General features: G+C 70.5%; 14 protein-coding genes. 3 read left to right on the top strand and 11 right to left on the bottom strand.

Annotation, left to right across the window (positions count from 1 at the left end; translation table 11 throughout):
• Together ACT3UL_RS08790 and ACT3UL_RS08785 are read left to right on the top strand one after the other, a co-directional pair.
• Positions 1–426: a DUF2304 domain-containing protein gene (locus ACT3UL_RS08790; RefSeq protein ID WP_444577871.1), complete on the top strand. Its 426-nt coding sequence runs from the start codon at positions 1–3 to the stop codon at positions 424–426.
• Positions 423–2,435 (top strand): DUF6541 family protein, encoded by a 2,013-nt coding sequence (locus ACT3UL_RS08785; protein ID WP_444577870.1) that lies wholly within the window; start codon positions 423–425, stop codon positions 2,433–2,435. Before ACT3UL_RS08790 ends, ACT3UL_RS08785 begins: the two co-directional genes overlap by 4 nt.
• 174 nt (positions 2,436–2,609) lie before the next feature.
• Here ACT3UL_RS08785 and ACT3UL_RS08780 read toward each other — a convergent pair whose 3' ends face one another.
• The 4 genes from ACT3UL_RS08780 to ACT3UL_RS08765 all read right to left on the bottom strand — a co-directional run bounded on the left by ACT3UL_RS08780 (position 2,610) and on the right by ACT3UL_RS08765 (position 7,464).
• On the bottom strand, positions 2,610–3,833 hold the full coding sequence (locus ACT3UL_RS08780) for a glycosyltransferase (protein ID WP_444577869.1): 1,224 nt from the start codon (positions 3,831–3,833) through the stop codon (positions 2,610–2,612).
• Positions 3,833–4,897, bottom strand: a complete 1,065-nt coding sequence (wecB, locus tag ACT3UL_RS08775) for a non-hydrolyzing UDP-N-acetylglucosamine 2-epimerase (RefSeq protein WP_444577868.1) — start codon at positions 4,895–4,897, stop codon at positions 3,833–3,835. The genes ACT3UL_RS08780 and wecB overlap by 1 nt, the downstream gene beginning before the upstream one ends.
• A gap of 49 nt (positions 4,898–4,946) precedes the next feature.
• A complete protein-coding gene (locus tag ACT3UL_RS08770) occupies positions 4,947–6,161 on the bottom strand; it encodes a glycosyltransferase (RefSeq protein WP_444577867.1) in 1,215 nt (404 codons plus the stop codon).
• A 109-nt stretch (positions 6,162–6,270) separates the two neighbouring features.
• A complete protein-coding gene (locus tag ACT3UL_RS08765) occupies positions 6,271–7,464 on the bottom strand; it encodes a glycosyltransferase family 1 protein (RefSeq protein ID WP_444577866.1) in 1,194 nt (397 codons plus the stop codon).
• A gap of 125 nt (positions 7,465–7,589) precedes the next feature.
• On the opposite strand from ACT3UL_RS08765, the gene ACT3UL_RS08760 reads away from it, so the two are divergent.
• Positions 7,590–9,896 (top strand): glycosyltransferase, encoded by a 2,307-nt coding sequence (locus ACT3UL_RS08760; RefSeq protein ID WP_444577865.1) that lies wholly within the window; start codon positions 7,590–7,592, stop codon positions 9,894–9,896.
• Here the strand turns inward: ACT3UL_RS08760 and ACT3UL_RS08755 are convergent.
• From ACT3UL_RS08755 to ACT3UL_RS08725, 7 genes are read right to left on the bottom strand one after another with little or no spacing between them, the layout of a single operon-like run.
• A complete protein-coding gene (locus ACT3UL_RS08755) occupies positions 9,883–11,007 on the bottom strand; it encodes a glycosyltransferase (RefSeq protein ID WP_444577864.1) in 1,125 nt (374 codons plus the stop codon). The genes ACT3UL_RS08760 and ACT3UL_RS08755 overlap by 14 nt on opposite strands.
• Positions 11,004–12,848 (bottom strand): ABC transporter ATP-binding protein, encoded by a 1,845-nt coding sequence (locus ACT3UL_RS08750; protein WP_444577863.1) that lies wholly within the window; start codon positions 12,846–12,848, stop codon positions 11,004–11,006. The genes ACT3UL_RS08755 and ACT3UL_RS08750 overlap by 4 nt, the downstream gene beginning before the upstream one ends.
• A 22-nt stretch (positions 12,849–12,870) precedes the next feature.
• Positions 12,871–14,817, bottom strand: coding sequence for a DUF6541 family protein (locus ACT3UL_RS08745; protein ID WP_444577862.1), 1,947 nt, complete (start codon positions 14,815–14,817; stop codon positions 12,871–12,873).
• A gap of 40 nt (positions 14,818–14,857) precedes the next feature.
• Complete coding sequence (locus tag ACT3UL_RS08740) at positions 14,858–16,351, bottom strand: glycosyltransferase (RefSeq protein ID WP_444577861.1); 1,494 nt, start codon at positions 16,349–16,351, stop codon at positions 14,858–14,860.
• A complete protein-coding gene (locus ACT3UL_RS08735) occupies positions 16,341–17,357 on the bottom strand; it encodes a Gfo/Idh/MocA family protein (protein ID WP_444577860.1) in 1,017 nt (338 codons plus the stop codon). Before ACT3UL_RS08735 ends, ACT3UL_RS08740 begins: the two co-directional genes overlap by 11 nt.
• A 2-nt stretch (positions 17,358–17,359) precedes the next feature.
• Positions 17,360–18,469 (bottom strand): DegT/DnrJ/EryC1/StrS family aminotransferase, encoded by a 1,110-nt coding sequence (locus ACT3UL_RS08730; protein ID WP_444577859.1) that lies wholly within the window; start codon positions 18,467–18,469, stop codon positions 17,360–17,362.
• Positions 18,466–19,152: an acyltransferase gene (locus ACT3UL_RS08725; RefSeq protein ID WP_444577858.1), complete on the bottom strand. Its 687-nt coding sequence runs from the start codon at positions 19,150–19,152 to the stop codon at positions 18,466–18,468. Before ACT3UL_RS08725 ends, ACT3UL_RS08730 begins: the two co-directional genes overlap by 4 nt.
• Between the last annotated feature and the right edge of the window lie 87 nt (positions 19,153–19,239).

The raw sequence follows: 19,239 nt of genomic DNA, 5'->3' as shown, positions 1-19,239 counted from the left end.
GTGAGTGGGAACGAGCTGATCCTCGCCCTGGTTCCCGCACTCGACGTCGGCAGCCGCACCTTCATCATCCAGCTCCTGCTGGTGGTGGGAATCGTGGCGATCATCGCGTGGCTGTTCGCCAAGCGCGGTGCGAAGCAGCTGGCGGTGCGCCGACTGCTGGTCATCGCCTTCGCGGCGTTCGCCGTGCTGACGGTGCTGTTCCCGGGAATGCTGAGCCGGGTGGCGAACCTGGTCGGGGTGGGCCGCGGCGCCGACCTGCTGCTGTACGCGACCGTGCTCGTCCTGCTGGGCTTCCTCGCCCTGCAGGAGGCCCGCACCAAGGCCGCGGAGAAACGCACCACGTACCTGGCACGTCGGCTCGCGCTCGACGAGGCAGTGCCTCCGTCGCAGTACCGCGACGAGGCGCTGCCCTCCGACGATAGGTGACCCCTCTGCTCTCCCTGCTCCTGACCATCCTGGTCGTCCTCGCCGCGGCGTACCTCCCGGGGTACGCCGCGGTCCGGGCGCTGGGTGGGTCGTGCCTGCTCGCCCTGGCTCTGGCCCCGGCGCTGGCAGCGGCGATCGCCGGGATCAGCGCAGTGGCCGCGTCCGTCCTGGGGCTGCGCTGGTCGATGCTGCCGTTCCTGCTCGGCGCGGCCCTCCTCGTCGGGGTGGCCTTCGGGCTGCGCCGGCTCGGCGTCCGCCTGCCCTCCACGGTCCTGGACGGCGCCCTGGCCCCACGCCGAGCAGTCCCGGGCGGAGCCTTCTGGATGATCGGAGCTCTCGCCGTCTCGCTCCTGCCGATCGCGTTCCGGGCCGGCCGGCCCGACGCGATCCTCGAGCGCTGGGACACCCTGTTCCACCTCTCGGCCCTGGAACGGATCCGGGAGACGGGTGACGCCTCCTCCCTGCACGTGGGCTCCGTCTCGAACTCCGCGGGCGATCCCTCCTTCTACCCGGCGGCCTTCCACGCCCTCGCCACGGTGGTCCCCGGGGTCACCACGCCCACCCTGCTCAACGGGACGGTCCTGGCGCTGGCGGTCATTCCCTGGATCCTGGGCATCGCGCTGCTGGCCCGCGCGCTGTTCCCCACCACCGGATGGGCGTCGTTCGCCGCCGCGATCACCGCCGCGCTGATCCCCGCCAGTCCCGTGGACCTGTGGATCCACCTCTCCCCCATCCCGAACCTGTCCGGTTTCGCGGCGCTGCCCGGGGTGATCGCCGCGGCGGTCGCCCTCTGGGGCGCCCTGCTCCCCCGGTTCGCACCGCGGCCGCTCCTGGCGACGCTTCTCGTGCTGGGTCTCGCCGGAGCCGGCCTGGGCCTGCTGCATCCGAACGTCGCGGTCACCGCCCTGATCCTGCTCGCCGTGCTCACCGCGGTGACCGGTGCCTCCTCCTGGCGGCGACGTCCCTGGCTGGTCGTGGTGCCGGTCCTCACCCTGCTGCCCGTGATCCTGCTCTCGTACACCCCGCTGGGTTCGCAGGTGACCGGGTTCAACGGCGGACTGGTGGTGCAGTGGTGGCTCGCCCTCGGCGAGGTCGGGCTCGGCCTGCTGACGGTCTGGCCGATGGCCCTCGGCGTGGTCCTGGCGGTGCTCTGGTGGCCGGGCCTGGTCACCGCGTTCCGCACGGCCCCCTGGCGCTGGCTCGCCGTCGCCTGGGTGGCGATCGCGGTGATCTACCTCGATGCGGCGCTCGACTCCCCGCTGAACCTGTCGACCCTGTACTACCGCGGCCAGGACCGGGTCTCGATGCCGCTCGCGATGCTGTCCGCCGTGCTCGTGGTGCCCGGCCTCCAGGCCTGGTCGCGGCTGCTGGTCCGCTCGCAGGACGGCGCCCGTACTCCAGGCACCGCCCACGCTCCAGGCACTACCCACGCTGCGAGCGCCGCCCGCCACGGACTCCGTCCGGCCCGGACGGTGACGGTGACGGTGACGGTGACGGTGACGGTGATCCTCGTGATCGCCGCGGTCATCGCGGCACTCTCGTCCCTCCCCACCCGCTCCGACGACGCCGCCAAGAACCTCGCCGCCGACTACCCCGGCCGAGGCCGGTTCCTCCAGGCCGATGAGCGTGCGCTGTTCGAGCAGCACGTCCCGCAGATGGATCAGGACGGTACCGTGCTCGCCAGTCCGTTCTCCGGCGCCGCTCACCTCTATGCGATGTTCGGCCAGGACGTGCGCCTGCCCGTGGCCGGGATGGCGTACACGGACCTGGACCGGCAGCTCCTCTATGCGACCGAGGACGCCGCGAGCGATCCGGCCTCGTGCCGGGTCCTGGAGGAGAACGGGATCCACTACGTGTACCAGGAACGGATGCCGTACAGCCGTCACTCGACGTCCGACTCCGTGAACTTCGCCGGACCCGATCTGGGCATCGTGCTCTTCGAGACGGACCATTCGCGAATGATCCAGATCGACTGTGATCCCGGCGACGGGAGCTATGACCCTGCCTGAGGGAGACGCTCGGCAGGGAGGATGCGCTGCTGCCCACCGATCTGGCGCCGACGGTGATGCTGCTGGCCATGGCCCTCGTCGCCGGAGTGATGGCGCCGGGCGGGGGCTGGGCCGTCTCCGCCCGCACGGAGTCGATCCTGCGCACGATCCTGTGAGCGAGGATCCTGCCGCTGATCACCCGTCCGAGGAGCGGCGTTCCTCGAGGCTCGCGAGCACCTGCTGCGCGCCCTGCGTCGCGCATCCTGCGAGCGAGGCGTTCTCGAGCGTCCAGCGCCGCAGATGCTCCGGATCCACGGCGGGCTGGTCCGTGTCGACGCCCTCGAGCGCGGCACGCATCGCCGCGGCGACGTGCTCGGCATCGTGGTCGCAGGCCCAGCCCAGGGCGTTGTCCCGGATCCGGTCGTGGGCGGCGCCCTCGCCGGCGTGGATCACGGGGGTCCCGGTCGACGTCGCGGCATAGATCTTGGTGGGCAGGGCGAACTCGTAGCCCTGACCGGGGGTGATCGAGGACAGTCCGGCGACGGCCCCGCGCAGGTGCGCGGCGACCTGGGCGGGCGGGATCTTGTCGCGGAACTCGATCCCCTCGATGCCCTCCGCGCGCACCCGGGCTTCGAGCGCATCGCGGCCGGAGCCCTCGGAGAAGAACAGCAACCGCGCTGCGTGGTGGGTGGCGCGCACGCGGGCGAAGGCGTCGACGAAGACGCCCGCGCCCTGCCATTCGGAGACGGTCCCGGCATAGACGAAGTACGGGCCCTGCTCGCCGCCGGTCCCGCCCTGATCGCTGAACGTGTCGGTGTCGATGCCGTTGCCGACCATCACCAGGCTCGGTCGCGAGCCGATGAGCTCCTCGAGCCGGTGCTGGACCCCCGGGGAGATCGTCAGCACGCGCGCCGCCCGCTTCCACACCGTCTTCTCGGCCCAGCGCACGGCGGTGCGCACGAGCGTCGGCACGCCGTCGACGCTGTCGGTCGCATCGGACCAGACGTCGGCCGCATAGAAGGTGTAGGGGATCCGGCGGATCGCCGCTGCGACCATCCCGACCATGCCCGTGGTGGGTGGCGGCTCGAGCACGAGCGCATCCATCGGGCGCTGCAGCAGCAGGCGCAGGGCGAGCGGGAGGTCGAAGCTCAGGTACGAGACATAGCCGCGCACCTGGCCCTGCGAGTCCCGCTTGACGGGCCAGCGGGACACCTTCCGGGCTCGTGAGCGGACGCTCCCGGCGCCGGGCGCGGTGGTGGTCAGCACCGTGACCTCCGCGCCGGCCCGCTCGAGTGCGAGCACGAGCGCCTCCTGTCGGAACGCGGCCGCGACCGGCTCCGGCGTGTACACGCGGGTCGCGACGACGACGTGCGGGGGCCTCGTGCGGCCGCGCTGAGGGGCGGTGCGCGAGCGGGTCATCAGGCGCGCTCGCGCAGGGCGTCGATGCTGCGCAGGGAGGCTTCGCCGTCGCCGTAGTGGGCGGGGCGGTCCGCGGTGGGGCGGGGGCGCATGACGGCGGCGGTGAGGTCGGCGGGTTCGGGCACGAGGCGGTTCCAGTCGTTCTCGAGGGTCTCGACCCACTCGGTCTCGGTGCGGATCGTCGAGCCGGGCGTGCCCAGCAGGTACGCCTCCTTCTGGAGGCCGCCCGAGTCGGTGACCACGGCGCGTGCATGCTGCACAGCGTTGATCAGGTCGGGATAGGCGACGGGGGCACCGACGTGGACGGCTCCGCCGACGAGCTCGATGCCGGCATCCTTCGCCTTGGCGACGAGGCGGGGGTGGGCGAACAGAGCCAGGGGCATGTCGAGTGCCTGGAGGGACTCGATGATGCCGCGCAGCCGCTGCGGGTCGTCGGTGTTGTCGGCGCGGTGGATGGTCGCGACGGCGTACTCACCAGCGGGGTCGATGCCCTCGGGCAGCGAGACCGGGGTGTTCTGGACGGAGGCGGCGACGCGAAGGCACACGTCGGTCATGACGTCGCCGGTGACGAGGGTGCGCTCGGCGAGGCCCTCGGCGGCGAGGTGCGCTCGGGCGACCTCGGTGGGGGCCAGGAGCAGGTCCGCGGCGTGGTCGGTGATGACGCGGTTGTGCTCTTCGGGCATGCGGCGGTTGAAGGAGCGCAGGCCGGCTTCGAGGTGGGCGACCTTGAGGTGCATCTTCACCGCGGACAGGGTGCCGGCGAGGGTGGAGTTGGTGTCTCCGTAGACGAGGGTCCAGTCGGGCTGGTGCTCCTCGAGGACCTCGTCCATGCCGGCGAGCATGGCGCCGGTCTGGCGGCCGTGGGAGCCGGAGCCGATGGCGAGGTTGACGTCGGGGGCGGGGATCCTCAGGTCGGCGAAGAACACGTCGCTCATGGCGGCGTCGTAGTGCTGTCCGGTGTGGACGATGATGTGCTCGACGTCGTCGCGCTGGGCGGCGGCGTCCGCGATCGCGGCGAGCTTGACGAACTGCGGGCGGGCGCCCACGACGGACAGGATCTTCATGAATCAATCTCCTCATTAGTTGACATCGCCACCGAAAGCACCGGGACCATTAGACCTGCGATCCATCTCCGGCGGAATTTCCTGCGCGTCCGGTTGCGCCACCGTCACGTTGCGCCAGTCGAAGAACCGCGTCATGCCATGGCGCTGACGACCTCTCGCTGCTGAGCACTTCCGCCGCGACATCAGCAGCAGACTTATATTCGTCGACTGCCTCGACGGTCAGGGATTCCAACGCGGCAGCGAGATCCTCGACGTCGAATCCGCGAGCGACGACTCCCAGAGAGTTCTCTTCGATACAACGAGCCATGTCCACGCTCGGCCCGCTGACGATCGCGAGTCTCGCCTGGACGAACTCGAACAACTTATTCGGAAGCGCGCGCTCCTGGTTGAAGTTCGAGGGCGGACAGGCGTAGAACCCGACATCGAATTCGGCCATGGCCGGAACGAGCTCTCTGAAGGAGACCGGCTCGCGCAGCCTCACGGCACCGCCCGGCGCCGCCGTCGCCCGTTCCTCAAGCAGCAGCCGATACTTTGCATCCCCGGGCATCAGGAACATGTCGAGAACCACGCTTCCCCGAGCGCGTCGTTCCACGAGTGCGACAGCATCGATCATCCTCTCCAGCTTTCTGCTCGGCGCCATCGCACCGGAGTACACCAGCCGCAATGGCTGTCCGGGAACTGTCGGGTGCGTCGAAATATCGGGCCGATAAGGAGCGGCATTGGGGACGATCCGGGCATCTATGCCGAATTCTTCTCGGTACGCTTCCGCGAGCCCCTGGGAGACTGTGGTCGCACTATCAGCGCGAGTCACATAATTGCGCACCATCCAACGGTTGATCGGCCTCGTGAAGCGCCGCCAGGTGCGACTGTCCTCGCCCTGACGGGTGGCGTATTCATGGAGATCAGAATGCCATCCGAGCCGAGGCTGCAAGGAAAGCGCCACGGGAGCAACGTTCGCGTCGTTGGCAACGATGATGTCGTACTCACCGGGAGCAATGTTCGCCAGCAGAAATTTCACCCATGGCGCACCGAAATACAACTGATGCAGTCGACGGCTGAGCACAAGTGCGTAGTAGAGACGGTAGTTATGACGCCAGGCACCGAGAGAGTCGGGGATCTGCAGATGCGAGGCGACGCCATCAGGGGCCGCTCCGTATCCGGCTGTGTGCACCTCGCCGAGGCCCTTCAGAAGCGCGATCTGGCGCAGCACGCGCGGGTCGCGCTCGATCGGGGACAGGGAGAGAACCAGGATTGAGGGGCTCACTGGGCTCGTCCTCGGCATCGGAGTTCACGTATCACGGAGTGATCCTCGCATGTCAGAGCACCAGACACGAGGGATCGCGCAGGCTCAGGCGTGTCCATTCTGTGACCTTTCACCGACGCTCCGAGGGGTCCGAGGCAGCAGAGGATTCCGACCCGACGAGGGCACTGATGGCCTCGCGCCATGGCTCGGAGGTGACCTCTGCGCTCAGTGACTGCGCGTGGGCGTCGGCAGCGGCCTTCCACTGCGCGATCTGATCCGGATCGAGGGCGAGAAGCGCGGCACGGATGCGCTCGGCGGTCGCCTCCTCGACGGCGGTGCCGATGCCGTGCTCCTGGACGATCTCGCGCATGTCGATCCCGGGGCCGACGATCACGCCGAGCCGTGCCTGGACGTACTCGAACAGCTTGTTCGGCAGCGCATGGACGATGTTGAAGTTCGTCGGCGGGTAGATGATCAGGCCCAGGTCGTAGCCCGCCAAGGTGGGGACGATCTCCGCGAAGGGGACGGGGTCGCAGATCCGCACGCCGGCGTCAGGATGCGCCGCGACGAGCTCGCCGAGCTCGCGATGGTAGGAGGCGTCGCCGCCCTTGAGGTACAGGTCCAGCGTGAGGCGGCCGGGAGCCTCAGCGGCGGCCTCGATCACAGCGCCCACCATCTCTGCGATGCCGCGACCTCGCACGGCGGAGCCCATATGGACCAGGCGCACCGGGGAGCCGACGGCGGAGGGTTCGATGTCGCCGCGGAACGGCGAGGCGTTCGGGACCACCCTCGCGGTGACCCCGTACTCGGCGGCGTACTGCGCGGCGAGCCCGGGCGAGACGGTCGTCACCGAATCCGCGAGGGTCACATGGCGACGCACCATCCACGCCTGGAACGGTCCCACCAGCATGCGCCACCAGCGTTCGTCCTCGCGCTGTCGCGGTGCGTACTCGTGGAGGTCAGCGTGGACACCGAGCCGTGGTCGCAGGGCGAGCGCCAGGGGGACGGCGTTCACGTCGTTGGCGATGATCACATCGACGCTGTGCGGGGCCACCCGGTCCAGGACGAATCTCGTGCGTCGGGCCCCGAAGTAGGCGCGCCGATAGCGGCGTGCGGCATACAGGACCATCAGGTGCCGGAAGCTCGGACGCAGGGAATCCAGATGGCCGGGCACCTCGACGTGCTCCGAGACCCCGGCCGGGGCGCTGCCGTAGCCGACGGTCACCAGCTCGTAGTCGTCCTTGAACATCTCGATCTGCCGCAGCACCCGGGGATCGCCCGTCAGCACCGAGAACGACATGATCAGAAGACGTGCACGTGGCATGCTCGAAGTGCTCCCTCGGGGATCGTGGATCGGCCGTGGCCGAAGGCCCTGCGGGCCACCCACATGGTACGCGGGGACGGGTGCGCTCCGACGCATGCCGTGGTCGTGGCACGATGACGTCATCCATGGTTCATCCCCGTCCCGAAGGGACCTTCGTGCGCATCACGGTCATCACCACCTGGTTCCCCACCGACGTCGCCCCGTCCCGGGGATCCTTCGTGGTCCGCGACACCCTGGCGATCGCCCGGCACGCCGAGGTGCGGCTGATCCACCTGGTGCCTCCGGCCGATGACGATGGCAGCCGTCGCCTCGTCCATGAGGGGATCGACGTGCTCCGCATCCCGATGGACCCCAGGCGGCCCGACCAGGTGCTGCGGGCGGCCCGCGCTCTGAAGGACGCCGTGCGCGGCGCCGACGCCGTGCACTCCATGGCGTTCTCCTCCCTGCTCCCCCTCGCGCTGCGGCGACCGGACGTGCCGTGGATCCACACCGAGCACTGGTCCGCGCTGACCACCCCGGCCACACTCCCCCGGCCGGCCCAGCTCGGGCTCCCCGTGCTCCGTCATCTGCTGTCCCTCCCCGACCGGGTGACGGCCGTCTGCGACTTCCTCGCCTCACCGATCCGCGAGGTGCGCGCCGCACGACCCACTGCGATCGTCCCCTGCATCGTCGAGCCCGGCGAGGTCGTCCCGCGTCGCGATCGCCGTGACGGTGCCCTGCGCCTGGTCTCCACCGGTGGGCTCATCGATCGCAAGGACCCGCTGCTGGCCGTCGACGTGCTCGCTCGCCTCGTCGAGCGCGGGGTCGACGCGCATCTCGAATGGCTCGGGGATGGGCCGCTGCGGGAGGACACCATCCGCCGGGCGGTGGAGCGCGGGGTCTCCGAACGCCTGGTCCTGGCGGGCAGCGTACCCAGCGACGAGGTGCGTGCGACCCTCGCCCGAGCCGACCTGTTCTTCGGTCCCACCAAGGCCGACAACTTCTTCGTCTCCGCGGCAGAGGCGATCGTGGCCGGCCGGCCCGTCGTGCTCGGCGCCACCGGCGGTCAGGGCGAGTACGTGCAGCCGAAGGTCGGCTCGCTGGTCCCCGAGCAGGACGTCGAGGCCTACGCCGACGCCGTGCTCGAGGTCGACGAGCGGACCCGCGACCTCGGGGCCCAGGAGATCGCCGACACCATCGGCGAGAGCTTCTCCACGCGCACCGTCGCAGCGGGCTACCGCGCCCAGTACGAGCTGCTGCTCGACGGCAGCGGCGACCTCGACGCCGCCCACTCCGCAGGGACCGCAGAGACCGCACTGTCTGCAGGTTTGCCGGATGCCGGCGCCGGACGCCCGGTCGTCGACGTGATCATCGCCTGCCACACCCCGGATCGTCCCGTGGGCCGTGCCGTCGCCTCCGTCCTGGAGGGGAACGGCGAGCAGGCGCGTGTCACCGTGGTCTGCCACAACATCGAGGCGGCTGAGATCGCCGCCGTGCTCCGACCGGAGCACCGCGATCGGGTGCGGCTGCTGGAGCATCGGGACGCCTACCGCTCGGCCTCGGGCCCGTTCAACGCCGGGATCCGGGCCAGCGGGAGCGAGTTCGTCGCGATCCTCGGTTCCGATGACACCCTCGCCCCGGGCGCCGTCAGCTCCTGGCTCGAGGTGCAGGAGCGCACCGGAGCGGAATTCGTGGTCACCCGGCTGGCCCTGGGATCGGCCGCTGCGGGCGTCCCGACGCCCGCGGCGCGCCTGTGGCGTCACGGCCTCGTGGACCTGGTCGCCGATCGTCTGAGCTACCGGTCCGCGCCGCTCGGCCTGATGCGCCGATCGCTGCTCGGGTCCACCGGGATCGAGCTCGTCGAGGGGGCGACGATCGGGGGCGATGTCGCGATGGTCACCCGCCTCATGGCCACCTGGCGCACTGCCTACGACCGTTTCGGCCCCGCCTACGTGATCGGTGAGGACGCCGGTGACCGTGTCACCTACGTGGTGCGCCCGATGCGGGAGCAGCTCGGCTTCTTCCCGGATCTGCTCGACGCCGGGTGGTTCGCGGAGCTGTCCGCGGACGCCCGTCGCTCGATCGGCACGAAGCTCCTGCGCATCCACGTCTTCGGAGCGGTCTTCTACCGAGAGGACCCGTCCATCTGGACGCCGCAGGAACGGGCCGATCTGGCGGCCATCACGGCCGAGGTGATCGATCGCGCTCCCGGCTGCCTGGAGCCGCTGTCCCGGGCGGACCGCCGGCTCGTCGACGCCTGCCTGGACCCCGAGGTCCTGGCGACCGAGCTCATCGCCGCCGCGCAGGACCGCCGCCGCCACGGTCGCCCGGCGACCCTCATCCCGCGCGAGCCGCGGTTCGTGCTGGACCGCGAGGCCCCGCTGCGCTTCATGGCGGCGTCCCTGGCGGTGCGCCACCTGCCGCGTCTGCGGGCGGCGATCAGCGGGCGCTGATCGCGTCCAGAGCGCGGGCCCACGCCTCGATCTGGACCTCGGCCGAGAGCACCTGCGCCGACGCGTCGGCCGCGTGCTTGAAGCGATCGATCTGCGCCGCATCCAAGCTGCGTAGGACGGCGCGCAGGGACTCCGCGTCAGGGCCCGGCAGCACCTCTCCGATCCCGTGCTCGCGCACCAGATCCGCCATGTCCCGCGACGGGCCCACCAGCACGCCCACCCGGGCCTGCACCGCCTCGAAGAGCTTGTTGGGCAGGCTGTGCTCGAGGTTGAAGGTGGTGGGCGGGAACACGACGATGGACAGGTCGTACTCGGCGACGGCGTCCACCAGATCGGTGTACGCGACGGGATCCCGGAAGCGGACTGCCGGGAGGTCCCGGGCACGCTCCTGCAGGGCCTCGATGTAGCCGGGCTCGCTGGGCACCAGCATGAAGTCGAGAGTCATGCCGACGGGGGCGTCGCGCATCGCGTCGACCATGGATTCCAGCCGGCGGTTCGCGCGCGCCACCCCGGTGTGCAGGAGCCGGATCCGCTCCCCCGTGGGGCGCGGCGAACGGTCCTCGTAGGCGGCCGCATTCGTGACGACCTCAGGCACGACGCCGAACTCGCGCTCGTACTCGGCGGCGAGGCCCGGGGACACAGTGGTCACGGAATCCACCCGGGGCAGGCAGGTGCGGCAGATCCACCGCTGGTAGGGCGCGATGAACCAGCGCCAGGTGCGCACGTGCTCCTTCTCGCGGGGCGCGTACTCGTGCAGATCGGCGTGGACGCCCTGGCGCGGGGCCAGCCACAGGGCGAGCGGCAGGGTGTTCACGTCGTTCGCGAGCACGATATCCGCCCGGCCGACATGGGCCTCGAGCGCGGTGCGCGCGGCACGAACGGCGCTCATGTCCCAGTAGGCGCGGCCGAAGCGACGGGTGAGCAGGTACTTCTTGCTGCTCGGCCAGGCACGGGTGCCCTCGGGCAGTTCGATGTGCCGCACGGCGGGGTGCGGGGACGGACCGAACCCGACGGTCGTGACCTCGTACTGCTTCGCGAAGCGATCGATCTGGCGCTGGACGCGGGGATCTCGCGCGAGCGTCGAGAACGAGACGATGGTCAGCGAGGTCATTCCGCGTCCTCCTCGTGTCCCGGCTCGGCGCCGCGGACGCGGCTCAGCCCGGCCAGGGCGGCCTGCTCTGCGAACGCGGGCACGGCTGCCACGACCTCGTCGAAGGTCCCCGAGGCGGCGACCTCGCCCTCGGACATGTAGTAGACGATGTCGCAGTGCTGGATCGTCGCGAGGCGGTGCGCGACGGTGATCGTCGTGACGTCCCCACCGAGAGTGCGGATCGCGGCAGTCACCGCGGCCTCGGTCTTGGTATCCAGGGCGCTGGTGGCCTCGTCGAGCACGAGCACCGACGGCTCCGCGTACAGACCGCGCGCGATGCCCATCCGCTGGCGCTGGCCGCCGGACAGGGTCATCCCCCGCTCGCCCAGCCGCCCCTGGGTGCCGCCCGGACGGTCCGCGATCACTCCCAGCATCTGCGCCCTGGACAGGGCGGCGCTCACACGCTCTTCGTCGACATCAGTGGGATCCCAGGTCAGCGCAACGTTCTCACCGACCGTGACATCGAACAGGGCGACCTCCTGGGGCACGTAGCCCACGGTCGAGCGCCACTGACGGAGCACCGTCGTGATGTCGGTGCCGTCGACCAGGATCCTGCCGCTGCTGGGCGTGAGCAGGCCGAGGAGGAGGTCGACGAGAGTCGACTTGCCGGCGCCGGAGGTGCCCACGAAGGCGACGGCGGATCCGGCGGGGATGCGCAGGGAGACGCCGCGGATCGCCGGCTCCTCCCTGCTCGGATAGGTGAAGGTGACGTCGTCGAAGACGATGTCGTGGAGGCCGCTGTCCAAGGTCGCGGTGTCCGGGGCGTCCTGGCGCTCGACAGAGGTCCGGGCGAACTCGATGTCGTCGATGATGTAGTCCGCGAAGGCGGCGTTGGTCAGGATGCGGTTCTGGGTCGCCTGGAAGCGGGTCAGCGAGGGGACCAGGCGGAATCCGGCGACGGCGAAGAGTGCGACCGAGGTCATCGCGGAGGCCGCCCCGTTGTCCGGCAGCCCGGCCAGGTAGCCAGCCCCGCCGACCACCACGAACCCGCCGACCAGGCCGGCGTCGAGCACGAACCGGGGCATCTGGTTGTAGTACTGCGCGAAGGCACGGGTGCGGGCCGCCGCTGATCGGCGATCGGCGACGATGTCCGTCACCTGCTTCTCGTTGCCCTTGAGGGTGAGCTCCTTGAGAGCCGCGAGCACCTCGCCGAGCAGCCGGACCACGGCGATCGAGTTGTCCCGGTTGGCGGCGCCGTTGCTCACCGCGAGCGGGCTGATCACCCGGGAGAGGACCAGGGCGATAAGTCCCAGATAGGCGAAGGTCGCGAGCGCGGTCTGCCAGTCGAGGAGCAGCAGCCCCACGCCGATCACCGTGATCGTCGCGAACTCGGCGACCACCGTCATCGACGGCATCAGCACATTGGCGACCACGGCGGCGACGCCGGAATCAACCATGCGGATGATCTCCTGCGTCGACTTCGACGTCCGGTCCACCCACGAGGCGGACATGTACGAGCGGTCGAGCGTCTGTCCGATGGAGACCTCGTGCTGCGCGAAGCGCTGGGTGGCGATGCGGATCGTGAGCAGGTTCAGGAAGCTCTTGACGATGATGAGCACCACGAACACGCCGACCAGCCACATCATCTCCTCGAAGGAGCGCAGCTCCCAGCCGACGAGCGGGATCGTCACCGACTGATCAGGGCTGGTCAGCCCGGGGATGACGATGGCGATCGCGCCGAGCGCCACGACGTCCAGCAGAGCCAGCAGACTCATCACGACGCCGAAGGTCACCAGGAACCGTCGGGAGTTCGCCGGCAGCACCGAGAGGGTGCGGCGCACGATCCTGAGCGTCTGCTTCACTGGTCGTCCTCTTCCGGTCGGGTCAGCATGGGGCCTCCAGTTCGTACAGGGCATAGGGTCCCTCGCCGGCGACGGGCGTCAGCAGGGAGTCGGGGATCTCGCGGAGCCCGTCCCACGGTGCCGAGGCCTCCGGGTTCAGGGCGACGCCGGAGTGCTCCGACGTGTCACGGTACAGGTGGGTGGGGTGGAGGCGCTGATAGGCGGCGCACACCCGCTCGTCCTCGTCGGCCCTCATGTACCAGGCCGCCAGCATCCGGCTGTCCCGGGTCTGCGGGGTCGCGAGGGTCGGGAACACCGTGGTGACTCCGCCGATGGACCAGTAGAGGGTCGCTCCGTCACGCGGATCCGCGAGGACGACCGCATCGTCCGGGAGCTCGGCCGCAGTGCGCTCGATGAAGTCCCGCTCCCGCTGGGTGTCGTACGGGGCGAGGTGCACGCCGTACGCCGTGTAGGCGAGGGAGCCCATCAGAGGCAGCCGCTGCGGGACGAGGAGCGCGACGACCACCGTGACCAGCAGAGCACCGACGGCGAGAGGCGCCAGCCACGCCTGGGTGCGTCGGCCTCGGGCCGTCGACAGGGCGACGACCGCGAGCACACCGCGGGCGGCGAGGATCACGAGCAGGCACATGAGCAGCGGGGCGATCCGCTCGCGCGCCCCGTACCAGGGGTTGACCAGCGCCCCGCTGAGCGCGCCGGGCAGCTCGGTCGCCACGGAGAGGCCGAAGCAGACGAGCGCGCCGACGCCGGCGGTGAGGGTCACCGGGTCCCGGTGCCGAGCGCCGGCGACGATCCCGATCAGGGCGAGCAGCATCACCACGGCCACGGGCCAGATCGGGTCGCCGATCACCGGGATCCGGGGGGAGTCCACGAGGATCTGCCGCACGACCTCCCCCAGCGGCAGCGAGCTCGGCCGGGTCAGGTCCATCCCGCTGAGCATCGTCGCGGACAGGGCCACCGCCGCCCCGGCCGCGAGCAGAGCCGCGGCGAGCTGGAGAGCACCACGGCGGGCGTTGTCGCGCTCCAGGATCCTCTGCGCCCCACGGACCAGCAGCGCGAGGCCCGCGACCACCGCGACGGAGAAGAAGACTGCGGGGTGGGCGAGGGCGGCTCCGGCGATCACCGCGAGATGGCCCAGCACGGCCCGGACCCCCGGGGTGCGGCGGGGGTCGTCCGCGAGGTGGAGGGCGGAGGCGAGGGCGAGGGGCAGGCAGAGGACGCCGAGGACGGTCGGCCAGAGGCCCATCACCAGGGCCATCGCAGGAGTGCTGAGGAACAGCGTGGAGGCCAGTGCACCGGCGGTCACCGCGACCGGGAGCGCTCGGTGCGGCCCGAGCACGCTCGCGAGCATCGCGGCGATCGCGGCCGGCAGGGCGGCGAGGACCGCGAGGAGCATGGCGTTGGCGCTCGTCACCGTGCTGAAGGGCAGGAGGGCGGCGAGGGCGTCGAACATCACCGGGTAGAAGGTGGGCTCACCGTAGATGGGGGTCAGGGCGGTGGTGAGACCGGCATCGCCGGAGTCCCGGATGAACGCGATCGCGGAGAGATGGAAGAAGGCGTCGTAGCCGCCCTGGAGGGTGTCGATGCCTCCCATCCGTCGCGAGGACGAGGCGACGACGGCCAGCCCGGCGAGCACCACGCCCAGGCTGGTGACCAGGTGCGCCGTGGGGTTCTGGGTGCCCGTTCGGGACGGCGGGTCGCTGCGATGCTGTCCGGGCCGACGGCGCCGATGCAGACGTCGGAGCAGGAGCGTCGCCGCAGCGAGGATCACCACGCAGGCGACCACGGTCAGGGGATGCCAGGGGATGCCGAGCACGGAGAAGAGCGTGCTCAGCAGCACGGCCACGATCACGGTGACGACCGGGGCCCAGCCCCAGCGCACAGGGACCTGCACGTCGAGCGCCCGCAGCACCACATACCCCGGCAGGGCGAGGACCGCCCAGGCGACCAGCACCGGGAGGACCCAGGTCATCGTCCCGCCCCTCGGGGCTCCGCACAGCGGTGGTGCGTCATCAGCACCTCGAGGCGCGGAGCGCGTGGTCGTAGCCGTCGACCACGCTCGCCGGGCTGCGGTGCAGCACCGCCCAGTCGCGGGCGGCCGCGGACTCCTCGGCGTAGCGCACAGGATCCTGGAGCGCCCGGATCCGCTGCGCGGCGGACTCGACGTCCGGCACCACCCATTGCTCCTGGTAGATCGAGGAGGCGCCTCCGTACTCACGGGCGTGCGGCCAGTCGCGCACCACGGCGGGGCAGCCGGTGGCCAGACCCTCCATCACGGATTCGTGCGTGCCCTCACCGAAGGAGGACGAGAGCACGACGCCGGCCGCGGCGAAGATCTCGGGAACGTCCCGGCGCACGCCGAGCTGTTCGACCGCACCGGAGGGCAGGGCGGCGAGCCGCTGGCGGACCCTGCTCTGGTACGGGGTGTCCTCCTCCGGCAGGTCCGGGAGCTCGGGTCCGACGAGCTTGAGGCGGTAGCCGGGATCCTCCCGGTGCAGGCGCTCGATGAGGTCGAGGGAGAACAGCACGTCCTTGATCTCGCGGTTCCATCCCACCTGGACGAGGGCCCGGGTGTCGCGGGGCGTGTCGGAGACGGTGCCCAGGCCACGGCTGAGCAGGTTGCCCACGATGTCCGTGGGGACGGACGCGGACGCGGGCGCGGTCGCGGTGACGAGACCTCGGATCGGCGGGGACACGTGCAGCAGGCGATCGATCACGGAGTGGTCGTGGAGCAGCGGGAACGGGGTGAAGGCTTCGAAGCGGTGATAGCGGGCGACGAGGCGGCGCGGGGCCATGTCCAGCATCGTGATCCAGCTGAGGATGTGATGGCCCCATTCGACGAAGGCGACGTCGGCCCACTCATAGGCCTCGACCAGCCGCTCGGGGGTCGCGATCCTGCGCCCTTCGGTGACCAGGTCGTAGCGGGCGCGCAGGATGCGCTCCCGGTCAGGCCGATCCGCCTCGGGCAGGCCGTCGACCTCGAACTCGAGGATCTCGAAGCGACCCGTCTCGCGCAGGGCATCGAGCAGCGGGCGCAGGAACGTCCAGTTCTGCTGGGCGATCACCAACAGGTGGACCGCCGACTCGCCGTCACCGCCCTCGCCGGAGCGCGGTTCCGGGCGTCGGGGCGCCGACCCCTCGGGGATCGGCGTCTCCAGCAGGATCCGACCGGTCCTGGAGGCGCGCAGGGGGCGCAGGAACGCCGTCGGGTCCTCGGCCAGGGGCGAGCAGGCGCCCATGTGGAGCGTCGGGTGATAGGCGACCCGCAGGGCCTTGTCGAACCACCGCACGGCCGACGCGATGCGCCGACGCTCCAAGGACCGATCTGCTCGCGCGAGCAGGATCTCCTCGTCGCGCCTCCAGTCATGGCCCTCCTGCCCGGCCGAGAGCTCGTCGAGGGCCACGAAGTACGTCCCCAGGCCGCCTACGGCTCCGGGGACGCGCCGTACGGCCCGTGATCCGGCGAGGATCAGATCCTGGGCCAGCCGTCCGACGTCAGCGCTCACCTGGCGCGGTCCTGTCCAGGGACACGACGGTGCCCTCGCGTGCGCTCTCCAGCACGGCCTCGACGGTGCGGACGGTGTGCAGCCCCTCGCGCATGGTCACGATGTTGGAGGAGTCCCCGTTGATCGCATCGCGGAACGCCTGGTGCTCGGTGGCCAGGGGCTCCTGCCGCTGCAGGGAGTAGGTGATCGAATCGCCCTCGCTGACGCCACGGAAGGAGGCCATCGACTCCCAGAGGTTCGTGGTCGCCTCCCCGTTGGCGTGGAAGGTGAGATCCGCGTTCAGGGTGTCGGCGATCAGGGCGCCGTTCTCGCCGGTGACGACGGTGACGCGTTCCTTGAACGGGGACAGCCAGTTCACGAGGTGGTTGGTGATCGTGCCGTCCTCGAGGCGGCCGGCCACGGAGACCATGTCCTCGTCGTCGCGGCCGCTGCGACGCGTGGAGGTGGCCCCCACCGAGGCGTACGGCGACTGGGCGACCCAGGCGGTGAGGTCGAGATCGTGCGTGGCGAGGTCCTTGACGACGCCGACGTCGGCGATCCGGGCGGGGAAGCCGCCCTGGCGGCGGGTGACGATCTGGTAGATCTCCCCCAGCTGCCCGTCCGCGATGCGCTTGCGCATCGCCTGCAGCGCCGGGTTGTACCGCTCGATATACCCCACCGCCCCGACCAGGCCGGCCGTCTCGAACGCCGACGCGATCTCCTCGGCCTCACCGATATCGAAGGCGAGCGGCTTCTCCACCAACGTATGCACCCCGGCCTGGGCCAGGGTCATCGCCACATCCCGATGGAACTGGGTGGGGACCGCCACGACGGCGTAGTCGATACCTGCCGCGATCAGGGCCTCCACATCCGGCAGCACATCCAGCTCCGGCGCCGCCCCGTGCGGATCGCCATACGCATCGGCGACCGCCACCAGGTCCACGCCGTCGAGGGCCTGGAGGTTGCGGGCGTGATGGCGACCCATCATGCCCAGACCGATCAGACCGGCCCGCAGATTCCTACCCATGCTCACGCACCCGCCTTCGCCACAGAGTTCACAGCCGCCACGATCCGATCCCGATCCTGTTCCGTGATGCTCGGATGCACCGGCAACGACAGCACCTCACGCGCCAGCATCTCCGTCACCGGCAGATCCACCTCCGTCAGGAACGTCGCCAAACGATGCACCGGCGTCGGGTAATACACCCCGCACCCCACCAGATACTCCTCCCGCAGCGCGGTCGCGAACGCATCCCGCTCCTGCGCCGACGCACCCTCGATCCGGATCGTGTACTGGTGATAGACGTGCGAGGCACCCTCAGCCACCACCGGCGTCACCACACCGGCCAGGTTCGCATCGAAGAACGCCGCGTTCTCCTGCCGCGTCACCGTCCACGCCGGAAGCTTGCCCAGCTGGACCCGACCGATCGCCGCATGAATATCCGTCATCCGGTTGTTGAACCCGGCGACCTCGTTCGCATACTGCTTCTCCATCCCCTGGTTCCGCAGCAGCCGCACCTGACGCGCCAGCTCCGGCGTCGCACAGGAGACCATGCCCCCCTCGCCCGAGGTCATGTTCTTCGTCGGATACAGGGAGAACATCCCACCCTGACCGAAGGTCCCCACCTGAGCACCCTGCCACGTCGCACCATGCGCCTGCGCCGCATCCTCGAACACCCACAGACCATGCCGCTCCGCGATCGCCACGATCTGATCCATCGGCGCCGGATGCCCATACAGATGCACCGGCTGGATACCCACCGTCCGCTCCGTGACCGCCGCCTCAATCGCCGCAGGATCCACCGTGAACGTCTCCGGATCGACATCCACGAACACCGGCGTCGCCCCACACACAGCCACCGTGTTCGCCGTCGCCGCGAACGTGAACGACGGCACGATGACCTCGTCCCCCGGCCCCAGACCCAGCGCCAGCATCCCCAGATGCTGACCCGAGGTCCCCGAGTTCACCGCCACGACCTCACGGCCACCCGCCAGCGCCGCCGAGAACTCCCCCTCGAACGCCACCACCTCCGGCCCCTGCGCCACCATGCCCGAAGCCAGCACGCGATCCACCGCGTCCCGCTCCTCCTGCCCGATGATCGGCTTCGCCGGTGGGATCATCGTGAGTTCGCTGTTCATGCGGGGAGTCCATCCTGTCCATCGGGGTCGGTGAGGGCGGCCGGGCGCGGGGCGTCGGCCAGCGGTGAGGAGGCGAGCAGCAGTCCGCCGGTGGAGTCGTCGGGGATGTACCACTCGCCGGTGGTGGGGCACACCCAGGCGTCGGTGCCGTCCGAGGCGTGCACCAGCTTCTCCCCGGAGCGCCCCACCCAGGCGAGGCGCTTGGCGGGCACCCCGGCGACGAGAGCATGGGGCGGGACGTCCTTGACCACGGTGGCGCCGGCGGCGACCATCGCCCAGGCGCCGATGGTCACGGGGGCCACGCAGACGGCGCGGGCACCGATCGAGGCGCCGGTCTCGCAGGTGACGCCCACCGGATCCCAGTCCGAGGCGGACTTCGGGGTGAGGTCGGGGTTGACCGCTCGCGGGAAGTGATCGTTGGTGAAGACGGCCGCGGGGCCGACGAAGACGCCGTCGGCCAGCACCGCGGGCTCGTAGACCAGCGCGTAGTTCTGGACCTTGCAGCCGTTGCCCATCTGCACGCCGCTGCCGATATAGGCGCCGCGGCCGATCACGCAGTCCGTGCCGAGGTGGGCACCCTCGCGCACCTGCGCGAGATGCCAGACGGAGCTGCCGTCGCCGATGGTCGCGTCATCCGAGATGTCGGCCCCCGGGGCGACCCGGTAGGAGGGTGTGTCATTCATGGGTTCGACGATACCGCGAGGACCCCTCCAGGATCCGGAGCAGCTCGGCGGTCCCGACGAGCTGTTGCCCATATCGCGTGGCGAGTT

The organism is Brachybacterium sp. 107 (assembly GCF_052379725.1).
Lineage (GTDB): Bacteria > Actinomycetota > Actinomycetes > Actinomycetales > Dermabacteraceae > Brachybacterium.
This window is presented reverse-complemented; position numbering and strand designations above follow the sequence as displayed.